This window comes from Ferdinandcohnia sp. FSL W7-1320, from assembly GCF_038050315.1.
GTDB classification, from domain to species: Bacteria; Bacillota; Bacilli; order Bacillales; family Bacillaceae_L; genus Ferdinandcohnia; species Ferdinandcohnia aciditolerans.
The window spans coordinates 2,088,595-2,104,468 of sequence record NZ_JBBPAM010000001.1; the positions used below are offsets into that span (position 1 = coordinate 2,088,595).

The 15,874-nt window shown below is 36.5% G+C and carries 11 protein-coding genes and 1 other RNA gene; 9 read left to right on the forward strand and 3 right to left on the reverse strand.

The features are described from left to right. The first annotated feature begins 100 nt into the window (after positions 1-100). The 5 genes from rnpB (at position 101) to NST91_RS10560 (ending at position 5,857) form a co-directional block, all read left to right on the forward strand. Positions 101-496, forward strand: an RNA gene (rnpB, locus tag NST91_RS10540) — RNase P RNA component class B. Between the two features lie 171 nt (positions 497-667). Beyond that, a complete protein-coding gene (locus NST91_RS10545; protein WP_341331082.1) occupies positions 668-1,810 on the forward strand; it encodes a THUMP domain-containing class I SAM-dependent RNA methyltransferase in 1,143 nt (380 codons plus the stop codon). Between the two features lie 94 nt (positions 1,811-1,904). Beyond that, positions 1,905-2,090 (forward strand): DUF3921 family protein, encoded by a 186-nt coding sequence (locus NST91_RS10550; protein WP_121449676.1) that lies wholly within the window; start codon positions 1,905-1,907, stop codon positions 2,088-2,090. 309 nt (positions 2,091-2,399) lie between these two features. Continuing rightward, positions 2,400-4,325 carry a helicase C-terminal domain-containing protein gene (locus tag NST91_RS10555; protein ID WP_121449677.1) on the forward strand — a complete coding sequence of 642 codons (1,926 nt, stop codon included), beginning with the start codon at positions 2,400-2,402 and terminating at the stop codon, positions 4,323-4,325. A gap of 14 nt (positions 4,326-4,339) precedes the next feature. Next, positions 4,340-5,857: a carboxypeptidase M32 gene (locus NST91_RS10560; RefSeq protein WP_341331083.1), complete on the forward strand. Its 1,518-nt coding sequence runs from the start codon at positions 4,340-4,342 to the stop codon at positions 5,855-5,857. 46 nt (positions 5,858-5,903) lie between these two features. Here the strand turns inward: NST91_RS10560 and NST91_RS10565 are convergent, their stop codons facing one another. The 3 genes from NST91_RS10565 to NST91_RS10575 all read right to left on the reverse strand — a co-directional run bounded on the left by NST91_RS10565 (position 5,904) and on the right by NST91_RS10575 (position 8,293). Next, positions 5,904-7,556 carry a b(o/a)3-type cytochrome-c oxidase subunit 1 gene (locus tag NST91_RS10565; RefSeq protein WP_341331084.1) on the reverse strand — a complete coding sequence of 551 codons (1,653 nt, stop codon included), beginning with the start codon at positions 7,554-7,556 and terminating at the stop codon, positions 5,904-5,906. Further along, positions 7,556-8,026, reverse strand: coding sequence for a cupredoxin domain-containing protein (locus tag NST91_RS10570; protein ID WP_121448221.1), 471 nt, complete (start codon positions 8,024-8,026; stop codon positions 7,556-7,558). The genes NST91_RS10565 and NST91_RS10570 overlap by 1 nt, the downstream gene beginning before the upstream one ends. A 111-nt stretch (positions 8,027-8,137) precedes the next feature. Beyond that, the gene (locus tag NST91_RS10575) at positions 8,138-8,293 is read right to left on the reverse strand and encodes a cytochrome c oxidase subunit 2A (RefSeq protein WP_057997355.1); all 156 of its coding nucleotides are present in this window, start codon (positions 8,291-8,293) and stop codon (positions 8,138-8,140) included. Positions 8,294-8,853: 560 nt separating this feature from the next. On the opposite strand from NST91_RS10575, the gene NST91_RS10580 reads away from it, so the two are divergent. The 4 genes from NST91_RS10580 (at position 8,854) to NST91_RS10595 (ending at position 15,827) form a co-directional block, all read left to right on the forward strand. Continuing rightward, the gene (locus tag NST91_RS10580) at positions 8,854-9,933 is read left to right on the forward strand and encodes a PRK06851 family protein (protein ID WP_341331085.1); all 1,080 of its coding nucleotides are present in this window, start codon (positions 8,854-8,856) and stop codon (positions 9,931-9,933) included. A gap of 226 nt (positions 9,934-10,159) precedes the next feature. After that, positions 10,160-11,254, forward strand: a complete 1,095-nt coding sequence (locus NST91_RS10585) for a type III polyketide synthase (protein ID WP_341331086.1) — start codon at positions 10,160-10,162, stop codon at positions 11,252-11,254. Position 11,255: 1 nt separating this feature from the next. Further along, positions 11,256-11,828 carry an isoprenylcysteine carboxyl methyltransferase family protein gene (locus NST91_RS10590; protein WP_341331087.1) on the forward strand — a complete coding sequence of 191 codons (573 nt, stop codon included), beginning with the start codon at positions 11,256-11,258 and terminating at the stop codon, positions 11,826-11,828. Positions 11,829-12,146: 318 nt separating this feature from the next. Continuing rightward, positions 12,147-15,827 (forward strand): dynamin family protein, encoded by a 3,681-nt coding sequence (locus NST91_RS10595; RefSeq protein WP_341331088.1) that lies wholly within the window; start codon positions 12,147-12,149, stop codon positions 15,825-15,827. Positions 15,828-15,874 lie beyond the last annotated feature (47 nt).

Sequence of the window (15,874 nt, forward strand, 5' to 3'; positions counted from 1 at the left end):
CTATGGTTTACTGATTTTATGATTAAGGAAAAAATTGCCAGTTTGTAATACTTGCAATATTAATGTTTTTCCACTATACTATTTTTTGCACACATTAATAACGTTCGGGTAATCGCTGCAGGGTAACCTGCAGAGGAAAGTCCATGCTCGCACGGACTGAGATGTCCGTAGTGTTCGTGCCTAGCGAAAAAATAAGCTAGGGTAGCTAAAGTATTGAACTTTGCTAACGGCAGGGAAAAAACCTAAGTCCATTAGGATATGGTTTGACTACCTTTAAAGTGCCACAGTGACGAAGTCCTGTAAGAAATTACAGGAGTGGAACGAGGTAAACCCCACGAGCGAGAAACCCAAATTATGGTAGGGGCACTTTCTCTTTTGGAAATGAACAAGGAGAAGGACAGGCGTACAAACGTCTGTAGATAGATGATTACCACCGGAGTACGAGGCATTCGTTTTGCCGACTGAAGTACGAAGGAACAAAACATGGCTTACAGAACGTTATTAATTAAACGATCATACGAATAAAGAAGCAAAGCTCTTCAGAATTGAAGAGCTTTTTGTATGCTTTCGTTCATTTTTTGACGATATTTAATAGCATTTCTTGCTTTACACTGTGAGTTTCTTTATTCTTTTACTATACATAATGTACATAGTTAGGGTGAACGTAATGGGAAAAGTAACACTTATTGCAACAGCAGCAATGGGAATAGAATCGATTGTTGCCAAAGAAGTGCGGGATTTAGGTTATGAATGCACGGTTGAAAACGGCAAAATTACATTCGACGCTGATGAACAAGCAATATGCCGGAGTAATTTATGGCTTAGGACAGCAGACCGTATAAAGCTAAAGGTTGGAGAATTCAAGGCCACAACCTTTGATGAATTATTTGAAAAGACCAAAGCCCTTAATTGGGGGGACATTATTCCAGAAAATGCGGAATTTCCTGTTATAGGAAAATCAGTAAAATCAAAGCTTTTTAGTGTCTCAGATTGCCAAAGCATCGTAAAAAAAGCGGTTGTTGACAGCCTCAAAAGGCATTATCGTAAAACATCTGGTTGGTTTGAGGAAACTGGACCATTATATCGGATTGAAGTCGCTTTACTGAAAGATGTTGCCACGTTAACAATCGATTGTAGTGGAGTTGGACTCCATAAACGTGGTTACCGTGCTGATCAAGGGGAAGCGCCATTAAAAGAAACACTTGCAGCGACACTAGTCAAGCTTACCAATTGGACACCAGATAAACCCTTTGTTGATCCATTTTGCGGCTCAGGAACGATTCCAATTGAGGCAGCGTTAATCGGTCAAAACATTGCACCTGGTTTTAACCGAGATTTTGTATCTGAAGAGTGGGATTGGATTGGTAAAAACAGATGGGATGAAGCACGACAAGAGGTAGAAGATTTAGCAAAATATGATCAGCCACTTGATATTAGCGGATTTGATATCGACCATAGAATGATTCAAATAGCAAAGGATAACTCAGATGAGGCTGGTTTCGGAGATATCATCAACTTTAAACAAATGCAGGTTAAGGATTTTACAACGACTAAAGAATATGGTGTGATCGTCGGAAATCCGCCATATGGAGAAAGACTTGGTGAAAAGAAAGCTGTTGAAGAAATGTACCGCAGCATGGGAGAAGTACTCCGTACCTATGATACTTGGTCAGTCTATATGTTAACTTCACATCCAGAATTTGAGCAATTATATGGCAAGCCTGCAACAAAAAAACGTAAATTGTTTAACGGGTTTATTCGTACAGACTATTATCAGTATTGGGGAAAAAGACCGCCAAGAAATCAATAAAGATTTTCGTTATTTCTAGTAATTCATGAATAGTTCCAATCCTAAGGACATATACTCTATTGGTGTCTACAAAATTACCAGGAGTGAATGAATAATGAATTATATAGACTTTAAGAAAATTCAAGATGCGCTGAATGATACATATCGGGCACTTCAAAATGAAGTCGGAGAAGAGATGGATCCACTTAAATCCATTGTCAAAGCAAAAAACGACCTTCTTCATGCCATGTCTCATTCAACTTCCATAGACGTTGATTATTTACGATATAAGAATGAATAATGGAATAAAATAAAAACTCGCTATTGCGGGTTTTTATTTTATTAATTTTTCTAGTTCTAGACTTCATGTGCCACCTAAAAATATTGACTTCCCACATTTACTAGTAGATAATTAAACATTGGCTGAATAATTAAAGCCTCCGGCGTATGCCACAGATTTTAAAAGAAAGTTTTCGAGTATAGGATCAAAGACTAAGAACGCCACTTCCTGTGGCAACGTCTTTGTGACCCACCTCGTGTGGGCCTAAAAAATATGGGCGTAAATACGCAAGGCGCATTTTGATCTTGTTGGTTTTGGGGGTTTTTACATATGATTGGAGAAGGGTTACCCTTTGAAATTTCCAGAAATGAAAATTTCTTTGATAAATTAAATGAGTGGATTGGCGATGTTTTTTATGACGTCCTTCCAGAAAAAGGTTTTGAGCTCCGCGATGAGCAAATTTTTATGGCATTTCAACTAGAAAGGGCGTTTAAGGATAAATCAATTGTCTTTGCAGAAGCTGGTGTAGGCACAGGAAAAACAATTGTTTATCTTTTATATGCTATTTGTTATGCCAGATATATGAGAAAGCCGGCAATTATCTCATGTGCTGATGAGTCATTAATTGAACAGCTTGTTAAGCCTGAAGGAGATATTGCAAAAATAGCGGATGCATTAGATTTGAATATTGATGTTCGACTCGCAAAAGCACAGGATCAGTATTTATGCATTCGAAAATTAGATCATGCTACTCGTCGGACATCTAATGAAAAAATCGCAAGAATCTATAACGAACTACCAGATTTTGTACATAATCATTCTACCATGCAAGCTTTTCATCATTACGGGGACAGAAAAACATATCCTGATCTTGCAGATGAAGAGTGGAAAAGTGTCGCATGGGATAGCTTTCAGGACTGCTTTTCTTGTGAGTTAAGACATCGGTGTGGGCTTACACTTTCTAGAGAACATTATCGCAAGGCCGTTGATTTAATTGTCTGCTCACATGACTTTTATATGGAGCATGTGTGGACAATGGAAGCGCGCAAAAGAGAAGGACAGCTTCCGTTTTTACCGGATAGCAGCTGTGTGGTTTTTGATGAAGGCCACTTACTTGAATACTCTGCACAAAAAGCATTAACCTACCGTATCCAAGAAACCACTTTGGAATCACTGTTAACAAGATTATTAGGTAATGATATTCGTGAAGAATTTGCACAATTAATTGAGGATACAATCGAACAAAATGAGCAGTTTTACAGAAGTCTCCAAGAAAATAGCAAAGCAGTCGAAGGCTCTGAGCGAATGGAAATTAAGCGGACAGTACAATTAGTTGCCGCTGCGAAGAAACTGCATCAAATGATTGTTGAGATTGGCAATAACCTTGTTTTTGAAGCAGAAACGTATACAATTGACCAATATGAATTACATATTGTAGATGAGTACTTAGACCAATTGGAATATTCATTAAAGCTTTTCGGTGAAGAGAATGATGCGATTACGTGGGTTGAGGCAGATAGTGAGAGTGATACGCTTGTCATAATGCCCCAAGCAGTAGAAACGATCTTAGCGGAGAACGTATTTTCGAAACAGATTCCATTTATCTTTTCTTCTGCAACATTATCTGAAGATAAATCGTTTGACTATATTGCGAATAGTCTGGGAATCAAAAACTATCAATCATTTTCGGTGGAATCACCATTTGACTATGAAACTCAGATGAAGATCCAAATGCCTAAGTTCAATATTAACGAGGATGTATTCCAATCGAAAGTGGATTTTGCATGGAATGATATCGAAAAATCAGAAGGCAGGGCTTTGCTTTTATTTAATTCAAAGGAAGAACTCCAGAGATTTAAAGAGAACTGTAGGACTGAAAAATATGAGTTTCTCTTTGAAGGGGATCAAGAAATCAGTGGATTGGTTTCTAAATTCCAAAACACTGAACAAAGTATCCTTTGCTCAGTTTCCTTGTGGGAAGGTCTCGATATCCCAGGTCCTTCTTTATCCAATGTCATCATTTGGTCATTACCATTTCCACCAAATGACCCGGTTTTCCAGGCAAAACGAAAAGGAGCAGAACATTCCTTTGAGCAAGTTGATTTACCATATATGCTTCTGAGATTGAGACAAGGAATTGGTCGATTAATTCGGTCAAGTGAAGATACAGGTACGGTTAGTATTTTTGTTGATAACCAAGTTTCTATCGAGGTTTTAAATAAAATTAAAAATGTACTGCCAACAGAAACATATTAATGGGGGGACTAAATATGTCTGAGCAACTAAAACAAACTGAACTAGCGTTTCTTGAATTAGTAAAGAAAATGACAAGCTACAATGAAGCAATTGGGGTTATGTATTGGGACTTGCGAACTGGTGCTCCAAAAAAAGGAGTCGAACAACGCTCAGAAGTTATTGGAATGCTGTCTTCTGAAGTATTTGCAATGTCTACTTCCGTTGAAATGGAAAGCTACTTGAAAGAATTAACGACACCTGAAGCTCAGCAACAACTTGGTGAAATTACAAAGAAAGTGGTTGAGGAGTGTCAAAAGGATTTTGAACGAAATAAAAAAATACCTGCTGATGAATTTCGAGAGTTTGTGATTCTTCAATCAAAAGCTGAATCTGTATGGGAAGATGCAAAAGAAAAATCTGACTTTGAAATGTTCCGCCCCTATTTGGAAAAGCTTGTCGATTTCACGAAGAAATTTATTAGCTACTGGGGTTATGAAGGGAACAAGTACAATACATTATTAGATATGTACGAGCCAGGAGTAACAGTTGAGGTAGTTGATGCCGTGTTTGCTCAATTACGAGATAAAATTGTACCACTTGTAAAAGCAGTAACAGAATCACAAAACAAACCAGAGACTTCATTTTTATTTAAAGAATTCCCTAAGGAAAAACAGCGTGAATTTAGTTTAGAGATTCTAAGAAAAATGGGGTATGACTTTGAAGCAGGACGTCTTGATGAAACTGTTCACCCTTTTGCAACTGGGTTAAATCCAGGGGACGTTCGAGTTACAACAAATTATGTTGAAAATGATTTTAGAACTGCAGTTTTTGGAACAATCCATGAGGGTGGACATGCTCTTTATGAGCAAAACATTTCTTCAGATTTAGTTGGAACGAACCTTGCACAAGGAACTTCAATGGGGATACATGAATCTCAATCCCTTTTTTATGAAAATATACTTGGGCGCAGCCTGTCATTTTGGAAAAATAATTTTGAGTTATTAAAAAAATATGCAAGTGGTCAGTTTGATGGAGTATCAATCGAAGACTATTATCGAGCAATAAATGAATCAAAACCATCTTTTATTCGAATTGAAGCAGATGAATTAACATATCCATTGCATATCATGGTGAGATATGAAATTGAAAAAGGTTTGTTTAATGATGAGATCGAAGTAAAAGACCTACCAGAAATATGGAATGCTAAGTATGAAGAGTACCTAGGTATACGTCCAGAGAATGATGCAAAAGGAGTCCTGCAGGATGTCCATTGGGCAGGCGGTAGCTTCGGATATTTCCCTTCTTACGCCCTTGGATATATGTATGCTGCTCAATTCAAGAATGCCATGGAAAAGGACCTTCCAAACTTTGATGAGTTACTAGAAGAGGGGAACTTACTTCCGATTAAAGAATGGCTAACTGAACATATCCATAAGCATGGAAAAATGAAAAAGCCTTTAGAAATCATCAAGGATGTTACAGGTGAGGGGTTAAATGCAAATTATTTAATCCAATATTTAGAAACTAAATATAGTGAAATATATAAGTTGTAGAAAAAGGAAGCTACGCAATCTAGATATTGCGTAGCTTTTATATCTCTTATAGTAAATGTTTAAATGGTTTTGCCCCTGGTGGTGCATTTTGAATCATATCGACAAATGGAATTGTATAAGCGATTAAGATTAATACTGCAAGTACACCAACCCAAAGTTTCCAGTTTTCTAAAAGCATAGGTGTTTTTTCTGCTTCTTTAGCAACTTCTCCTACAGGGAATTCTGTTTCACCCTTAGGAGCAAAGAAGGCAAGGTTAATAAATATAACTAGAACTAGGATGATACCAATAAAGAGAATAGATCCGCCAATCGCTTGAGCAATTTGATAAGGTATCCAATCCATTGCTTGTGCTGAATCCCCGTATGTTGAGAAAGCAGAACGTCTAGGTGCTCCTAGTAAGCCTGCAAAGTGCATAGAAGTTGACATAAACGTCATACCAATTGTCCAGACAATTGTTTGAACAATGGCAAGTTTGTTCATCGCTTTTGTCATAACTCGACCAGTTAAATGTGGAATTAACCAGTAGGCGATACCAAAGAATGTTAGTAAAACAGTTGTTGCTACGGTTAAGTGAAAGTGTCCAGTTACCCAAATTGTATTATGAATCACTTGGTTCATTTGGTGACTCGCATTGATGATTCCACCCGCTCCTGCTGGAATAAAGAATAACATACCAATGAATGGTGCGAAGAAACGAGCATCTCCCCATGGAAGTTTTCTAAACCAGCCGAAAAGTCCTGTAGCTCCTTTTGATCTTCCGTATGATTCGAAAGATGCGAACAATGAGAATGCCGTCATCAACGATGGGATTACAACCATGAATGTCAGAACAACTTGCAAGTACTTCCAATTCGGATCAATCCCCGGTTCAGTTAACTGATGGTGGAATCCTACTGGAATAGAGAATAACAAGAACAGAATAAAAGATAATCTTGCTAGTGCATCTGAGAAGATTTTTCCTCCGATTACCTTTGGAATTACAACATACCATGCCATGTATGCAGGTAATAACCAGAAATACACAAGTGGGTGACCAAAATACCAGAATAATGTTCGACTAATGAGAACATCAATAGTTTCAACCCAACCAAAAGACCATGGAATAAATTGAATAAGGACAGATGCAGCTACTCCAAGTGTTGCAACTAACCATAAAATCATTGTCATGATAGCCATGTAGCTTAATAAAGGCGTTACTTGACCAGGGTTTGCTTTTTTCCATTTACCAAAATGGGTGAACATTGCAAAGCCGCTGATCCAGCTACCAACCACAACTAGTGCTAACCCAATATAAAAGAAAGGGTGTGCTTGTAGTGGTGCATAAAATGTATAAAGAACAGATGCTTCACCTAAAAGAATCGTAGTTGCTGTAGAAGCAGTTCCAATTGTCATTGTCAAGAAACCAATCCAACCTGTTAAACGAATTTTTGATGATAGGGTCCCAGCTGTTTTACTTAAGCTAGCAAATAAAAATCCTATGATAAAAAATGTAGTAAGTACAAGTCCCAATAAAACTCCGTGAACGGTTAACAATTGATAGTAACCAATTCCAGCTGGTAAAGTAAATTTTCCTGAACGAACAAGGGTTTGAAGCAAACCTGCAGTTCCTCCAAGGAGTAGGGCAGCGAAGGCTACATAAAAGTGTGCCATTGCTAATTTTCCGTCATTTCTGTCTACCTTGAAATTTGAATTTATCATTATTCGGTCACCTCAACTTTTGCCATCATTAAGTGGTGTCCAGCTCCACAATATTCATTACATAATACTAAAAATTCGCCTGTTTTAGAAAATGTTTGAGTATAAGTGCTTACATATCCAGGTTCAACCATCATATTGACGTTTGTGCCTGCAATTGAAAATCCGTGAACAACATCTTTTGTTGCAACGTTAATTGTTACTTCTGCGCCTTTTGGAATTTGGATGGTACTAGGTGTGTACGCAAAGGCTTCTGCAACAAGATTTAATTCATATTTGTTTCCTTCAATATGAACAAGTCCAGGATTATCAAATGGTGCTGTTTCAGCCACCTTTTCGGGATCAATTGTTTTAATACTGCTTGCTGGCTGGTGACCCATCGCAAATGCGCCAACACCAACAACTGCTAGAAATACGAAAAGTATTCCAATACCAAAAGTGAGCCATATTTTTTCAAATTTATGCAGATGCATGGCTTTTTTCCCCTTTCAAATTTTCACATTCTTTTTCTGTTTGTTTTCCCATAAAATATTACAAGCCATTTTTTAATGGATGTTCCGCGTAATCTTAAATGGAGATTACTTTTACAATCTGTCTAAGAACAAGAAATAGACACCAAGCCAAGATAAAATTAAGAAAAGTCCAAGTAAAAATACAGATGCTAATGTTCCTTTTAAGGAAGTTTTTTCATCTTCAATTTTTGTCTTTTGGTTTGTTTTTGTAAGCTGTGTCTTTGCCATTCCTCACGACCCCCTTCAAGCGTAAATTCAAAGGTTTTTACATAATCATCATACAAAACAATTTGATAAAAACTAGTCAGTTTTGACTATTTCACAAATTGTTCATTCCTAATCTAATCACTATATTAATAGTGAAAAATTAATAAAACAGTGATTTTTATCACATTTGAAAAAGAAAACATTTGACTAATTTGTGACATTCGTAATAACAGCAATTCATACTTCAACATAGGATAAATAAAAAAGGGAGTGGTGTGTAAATGATTAGGTATTATTGTTCTAGATGTCATACGCTCTTGCTAAATAATAAAGAAAGATGCTTTAAGTGTGGAAACGGAACAATTAGTCAAATTGATATTAATGTACAAAAGAACGATCAAAAGTCCTCCTAATCACTATTTTTTAATAGTGGTTTTTTGTGATAATAAGAGTAAAAAGGTTTATTAAAATAGAAAAAATAAATGATACAGTTCAAAAACAATATTATTTTTATTCACACACATCATCTACCTGCCATACTCTAATGTAGGCGAATGTCTACAAGGAGGTATGTAGTTTATATGGCAAAAGTAAAAAATTATTATGCAGGTACAAATTCAAGTGTAGGATTTTACTCGTTCTATGATGAGGCATTAAAAGGGCTAGAAACTCTATATATTTTAAAAGGGGGACCTGGAACAGGTAAGTCCACCTTTATGAGGAAAATCGGTCTAGTGTTTATGGAGAAAGGCTACGATCTCGAATACTTACACTGTTCTTCAGATAATCACTCTATAGATGGAATCATTATTCCTGAACGAAAATTAGGATTTGTAGACGGAACGGCACCACATGTGATCGAGCCTAGATATCCTGGAGTCGTTGAAAAGGTAATTGATCTCGGTCAATACCGCAATGATCAATATTTAGCTCAATTTAAGGATGAAATCATTGAACTGACAGATGATATTTCAAAGAACTTTGAAGAAGCTTATAAAACCTTTGCAGAAGCGAAGAAGGTTCATTTAAAACGTGAGGATATTTATGTCTCATCAATGAGTTTTAAAAAAGCAGATGCTGTCCTTCAAAACTTGATTGATGCAATATTTAGTAAACCATTTACAGCTGAGGAAAAGCCAACAAAAAGAAGGCGATTCTTTGGAGCGGCTACACCGAAGGGCGCAGTAAATTTCATTGATAATATTACGGAAGAATATGATAAGCGTTATATTGTTAAGGGAAGACCAGGAAGTGGAAAGTCAACTTTAATGAAGAAGGTCGCGAAACATGCAGAACAAAAGGGATTATCAGTTGAATATTTTCACTGTGCATTTGACCCGAAAAGCATAGATATGATCATCATTCCAAAGTTGAGTGTCTCGATTGTAGATGGAACAGCACCACATGTTGTTGACCCATTCCGTGAGGGTGATGAGGTCGTAGATATGTTTGCTTTATGCATGGATCCGAAAATTGAAAGCACGTTTAAAAAAGAAATTGAAGAGCTTAACCTAGAATACAAGAATAAAATGACGATTGGTACCAACTATTTAAGTGAAGCAAAAAGACTTCATGACAAACTAGAGGATTACTATAAAGCTGCCATGGACTTTGATGCAATCGACAAAAAGCGAGAAGAAATCGTAAAGACATTACTATAGAAAGAAAAGAATTTTTTCCCTAATATGAAACCAAAAATTTACTAGTGAATGTTTGAAAAGTTTGAGTTATACTATAAATGCACAACAACAAAACAACTCCTTTGAAACGTGAGCTTTCCCGTGTTGGGAAGGCTTTTTTTATGCCCTTTTTTATTTGTTTGCATACTAATTTTATAACTGGAAAAAGTAACCTTAAGAGATTTCCTTTAAAGTAAGGGGGGGCACCATGCCTAAAATCATTTCAGTGGGTATTTGTAATCCACCACATAAGATTAATCAATCCAAAACCACTGAATTTATCAGGGATTTATTCCAAGACCACTTTCCAGACATAGACCGTCTTATCCGAGTATTCACGAATAGTGAAATCGAAGAACGGTATTTTAGCGAATCATTAGAGTGGTATAGCAAAGACCATCGTTTTGAAGAAAAAAATAATACATATATTGAAAAAGCAATTTTGTTTGGAGTGAAATCCATTCAGAATTGCTTAAATAATACCACCCTGCTTAAAGAAAAGATCATGCCGAAAGAAATTGATGCCATCATTTTTATATCGAGTTCTGGTATCTCCACTCCAAGTATTGAAGCAAGGATTATGAATCAAATGGACTTCGGAACACATACAAAGCGGATTCCAATTTGGGGACTTGGTTGTGCGGGAGGGGCTTCTGGATTGGCGAGAGCATTTGATTACTGCAAAGCATATCCTGATGCAAAAGTGCTTGTAGTTGCAGTAGAGCTTTGTAGCTTAACTTTCCAAAAAAATGACTTTTCTAAGAGCAATTTAATAGGTACTTCGTTATTTGCGGATGGAACGGCTTGTGTGTGTATTGTGGGAGATGAAGTAGAGTATCAGAAAATTTCAGAATCAGATGTATTACCCAAATTTGTTTCTGCACAATCCACCCTAATGGCACATTCAGAGGATGTTATGGGCTGGGATATAAAAAATACAGGTCTCCACGTGATCTTTTCAAAGGATATCCCTAGTATTGTAAAATCGTGGTTAAAAGGAAATGTAGATGAATATTTACATGCAAATCAGCTGGATATGAGCCATATTAAGCATTTTATTGCACATCCAGGTGGAAAAAAAGTATTGGACGCATATGAGGTAGCGCTTGAAATTCCACGCTCGATGACAGATATCGCTAGGGAAGTATTACGAAAGCAGGGGAATATGTCTTCTGTAACGGTGCTATATGTACTGAAGGAATTTATGGAGAAGCAGCTAGGCACAGAAGGCGACTATGGGCTTGTTACAGCCTTAGGACCTGGGTTTAGCTCAGAGTTAGTCCTTTTACAATGGAGGAAGTAGGATGATATTTTGGATATTCATTACGTTGGTAATCGCTCAAAGATTAATTGAAATGCGAATTGCAAAAAGAAATGAAAAGTGGATTTTGTCTCAAGGTGGCTATGAGGTAGGGCATGGGCATTACAAATACATTGTTCTTATGCATATCCTGTTTTTTATTACGCTCATGGTTGAGTTTGTCTATTTTAATAAAGAGTTATCAACATATTACCCATTTCTATTTTTCTTATTTGCTTTAACACAGCTAGGGCGATTGTGGGCAATTCAATCATTGGGAATGTTTTGGAATACCAAAATTATGATTCTCCCGACAAAACAAGTTCAGGCAAAAGGTCCGTATAAATATCTTAAGCATCCTAATTACCTTGTTGTAGCGTTAGAGTTCATCTTAATCCCGGTGTTATTCCAGGCATATATAACGGCAATTGTTTTCACAATATTAAACCTGATGGTAATGGCTGTTCGGATTCCAATCGAAGAACGAGCTTTAGCTGTTCATGTTGAATATCAGAATATCGGATTTGTCCGAAATCGATTCATACCAAATAGATTGAAAACGCTAAAAAAGGATTGAAAAGTAAAAAATCTGCTGATACACTATTTATAGATGAAAATAATTATCACTATCAGTTGAAAGCTGGTGATTTGATTGCTAACTTTATTTATCGCTCTAACGATTGGAATATACAGCTTTATCATGTATCATGTCCTACATAATGTTCTAAACTCAAAACAAAAAACATCATAATTCTATTCACGTAACCAGGTAAATACCTGGTTTTTTTTTTATGAAAAATTTGATTCCTAATATTCTGCTTTGTCAAAAGCATTCGTGTAGAGTAAAATACATATATATTGAATTTTTATGCAATGTACAATAAGGGGATTAGACATGATACAGACAGAACAAATCAAACACATCACAAAGGGAGACTTAGAAAAAAGACTATCTTATTTGTATGATATTTTTGAAAAAAACAATGATAAAGAAAGCAGTTCAAAAATTATTCAGTTGCTAAAAAAGCTATATAACTCTGAATATATGATTGGTTTTTCTGGCCACTTCTCGGCTGGAAAATCGAGCATGATAAATGAACTCATAGGGGAGAGTCTTCTACCATCAAGCCCGATTCCAACCAGCGCAAATTTAGTAAAAGTAAAGTCAGGACGAGAATACGCACGTGTTTATTACCGTGATGGAAAAATCATTGAATACCCAGCACCATATGATTATGATGTAATCAAATCATATGCTAAAGACGGGGAAGCAATTGAGTCCATTGAAATTAGTCATGATAATAGGAAACTCCCAGAGCAAGTAATTGTGATGGATACGCCAGGGATTGATTCTACGGATGATGCCCATCGTGTATCAACTGAATCGGCTCTCCATTTAGCAGACTTGTTGTTTTATGTGATGGACTACAATCATGTCCTTTCAGAGCTGAATTTCCAATTTACAAAGGAACTAACGGATCGAAACAAGACGGTTTATTTAATCGTAAACCAAGTTGATAAACATAAAGAATCAGAGTTAAGTTTTGTATCCTTTAAACAAGGTGTCGAAGAGGCGTTCCAAAATTGGAATGTGGCCTATTCAGATATATTTTTCACGACATTAAAAGAACCCAATCACGTGCAGAATCAGTTTAAGCAAGTTCAGCAGTTGCTTCAGGATAAAATTGCTAACAAAGAACACCTTTTATTAGAGGGTGTATTCCATTCTGCAAAACAAATTATTCTTGAGCATATTGCATTTTTAGATGATAAAAATGCCGTAGAGCTGGAAGATACGAAAGAAAAGCTTCGGTCATTATCAGAAACTGAGCGGGAGACAATCCCCAATCAAATTAAAAACTTAAACAATCAACTAGCTAGCTTCAAAAAAAACAGAGAAAAAATCGAAGTTGAGTATATGAATGAAATTGATACGATTTTATCAAATGCAATTCTGATGCCGTTCCAAACACGTGATTTAGCGAAAAATTTTGTTGAATGTATGCAGCCTGATTTTAAGGTCGGATTATTATTCTCCAAAAACAAAACAGAAAAGGAACGTGACGAACGGAAGCAAGCATTTCTAGCTGATGTGAAAGAAAGAATGTCCACTCAATTGGAATGGCATTTAAAGGACTTTGTAGGGAAATTTGCAGGTAACTTACGACTTTCGAAACAACCGACTGGAAACGAGCTTGCAACTGACTTGAGTGCGAAGGAGTTACAAGATTTAGTTAAGCCTGGAGCGGGTGTTACTGGAGAATACATTTTAACTTATACAGATGATGTAGGAAATTATATTAAGAGAAAATATAAACAAAAAGCAGTTACGTTATTAAATGACATTCTAGAACAGGTAAAGACTAGTACTGCAAAAGAAGAGCAAGGGATAAAAGCAGAGTTAGAAAAATATGAGGTTTATCAAGAAGCGTTTGTTACTTTGAAGACGTTTGAGTCGAAGCGAACTGAAATTCTCTCGAAGCTTAACGACATCATGAATGGAAATTCTGAAAAAAATCGTGTGGAATCAGCTGAAAAACTACTTTCAAGATTTGCTGAAAATGTGGAGGTTTCTTCTACTGAAGAAATTCTACAGGATTTGGAGAATCAAAAGGCAGCCACTCCGACATATGTAGAAAAACCAACACAACAGCAAAAAGAAAACAAGGGTACATCTGATCAGGCGATCAAACACTTAGAAAAAGCGCATGAATTGATAAAGCCAATTACAGGTCTTTCAACGCTTGCGAAAGATATTAAGGAAAAAGCTCAACGTTTAAAACATAAACATTTTACGGTTGCATTATTTGGGGCGTTTAGTGCAGGGAAATCTTCCTTTGCGAATGCATTAATGGGGAAACACGCACTTCCTGTTTCACCGAACCCAACAACTGCAACAATTAATAAAATTACATTTCCAACTGATGAACATCAACATGGAACAGTACTGGTAAAAATAAAATCAACCAATCAATTATTAGATGATATCAACCATTCATTACACATTTTTGGTGAAAAAGCAGGCAGTCTTGATGTTAGTATAGAAATCATAAAGTCGAAAATTAGCAATATCGAAAAAATCGAAGCGAAAGAAAAGCCACATTTTTCATTCTTAAAAGCAGTATTGGCAGGGTTTGAGAAAATTGCTTCAGATTTAGATCACGTTTTAACAACTGATATGGATGGTTTTAATGAATATGTTGCGAAGGAAGAAAAGGCATGTTTTGTAGAATGGATTGAGCTTTATTATGATTGTCCACTAACCAAGCAAGGGATTACGTTGGTAGATACTCCAGGGGCAGATTCAATCAATGCTCGCCATACAGGGGTTGCTTTTGAATATATTAAAAATGCCGATGCCATTCTATTTGTAACTTACTATAATCATGCTTTCTCTAAAGCAGACCGCGAATTTTTAATTCAACTTGGCCGTGTTAAAGACACCTTCAGTATGGATAAGATGTTCTTCATCATAAATGCGGCAGACTTGGCTAACTCAACTGAAGAGTTATCAGATGTTAAAGATTATGTCGAGTCACAGTTAGTAGGCTATGGAATTCGTTTTCCTCGACTCTACACCGTATCAAGCCGTGCTGCCTTACTTGAGAAGCTTAACGAAGACAGTCAAAAAGATCGTGGAATCCTTGCGACTTCTGGTATCGAACGTTTTGAAGCTGATTTCCATTCATTTGTTATTGATGAGTTGACAGAAGTAGCAGTTAATGAAGGATACGTTGATATTCAGCGTGCTGCGTCTATCATTGATTCGTATATTCAATCTGCGAAAGAAGATAAGGATATTAAGCGTGCTAAACTCCAAGATGCTAAAGACCAACATGTGGGAATGAAGTCGGTAATTGAAACTGTCGATAAGCAGGAATCATTTGGAGTGGTTGAGCAAGAAATCAAGGAGCTCAGTTACTACATTAAACAAAGGGTCTTCCTACGTATATCAGATATGTTTAAGGAAGCATTCAATCCATCATCATTAAGAGATGATGGCCGAGATTTGAAAAAAGCGTTACAATCATGTTTGGCTGAATTTCTAGAGTCAGTCGGCTTTGATTTAGCTCAAGAATTGCGCGCGACTTCATTGCGAATAGAAACTTTTATTTCAAAGCGACTACTTGGGCAAATCGGAACATTTAATGAGCAAATTAAGTCAATCAATTCCAATATGAGTATTTCAGAGTCCATTGAACTAGATTTTGAAACAATTGAATTTAAGAATGGACTTAAGCAGGAGGAGCATACTCGTTACAAAAAGGCACTAGCTCTGTTCAAAAACCCTAAATCATTTTTCGAAAAAAATGAGAAAAAACATATGCAAGATGAATTAGAAATATTGCTTGATGCACCCGTGAGCTCATATCTTGAAGAAAACCAAGCATACCTTGTGAATTTCTACAAACAGGAATTTAATAGAGGGCTACAGGCACTTCAAAAGGATGCATTGCAAGAAATCCATGAGTATTTCGATGGTGTCACCAAAATTTTATCTGAGGATATCGATATCGAAAACCTAGAACAGGTACATGAAAAGCTGTCTGGTTACTACGCGGAGCATATGGGGTGAGTTGATTTGACTGACTCGAAATCAAAATATCATGCATGTGCCACTTG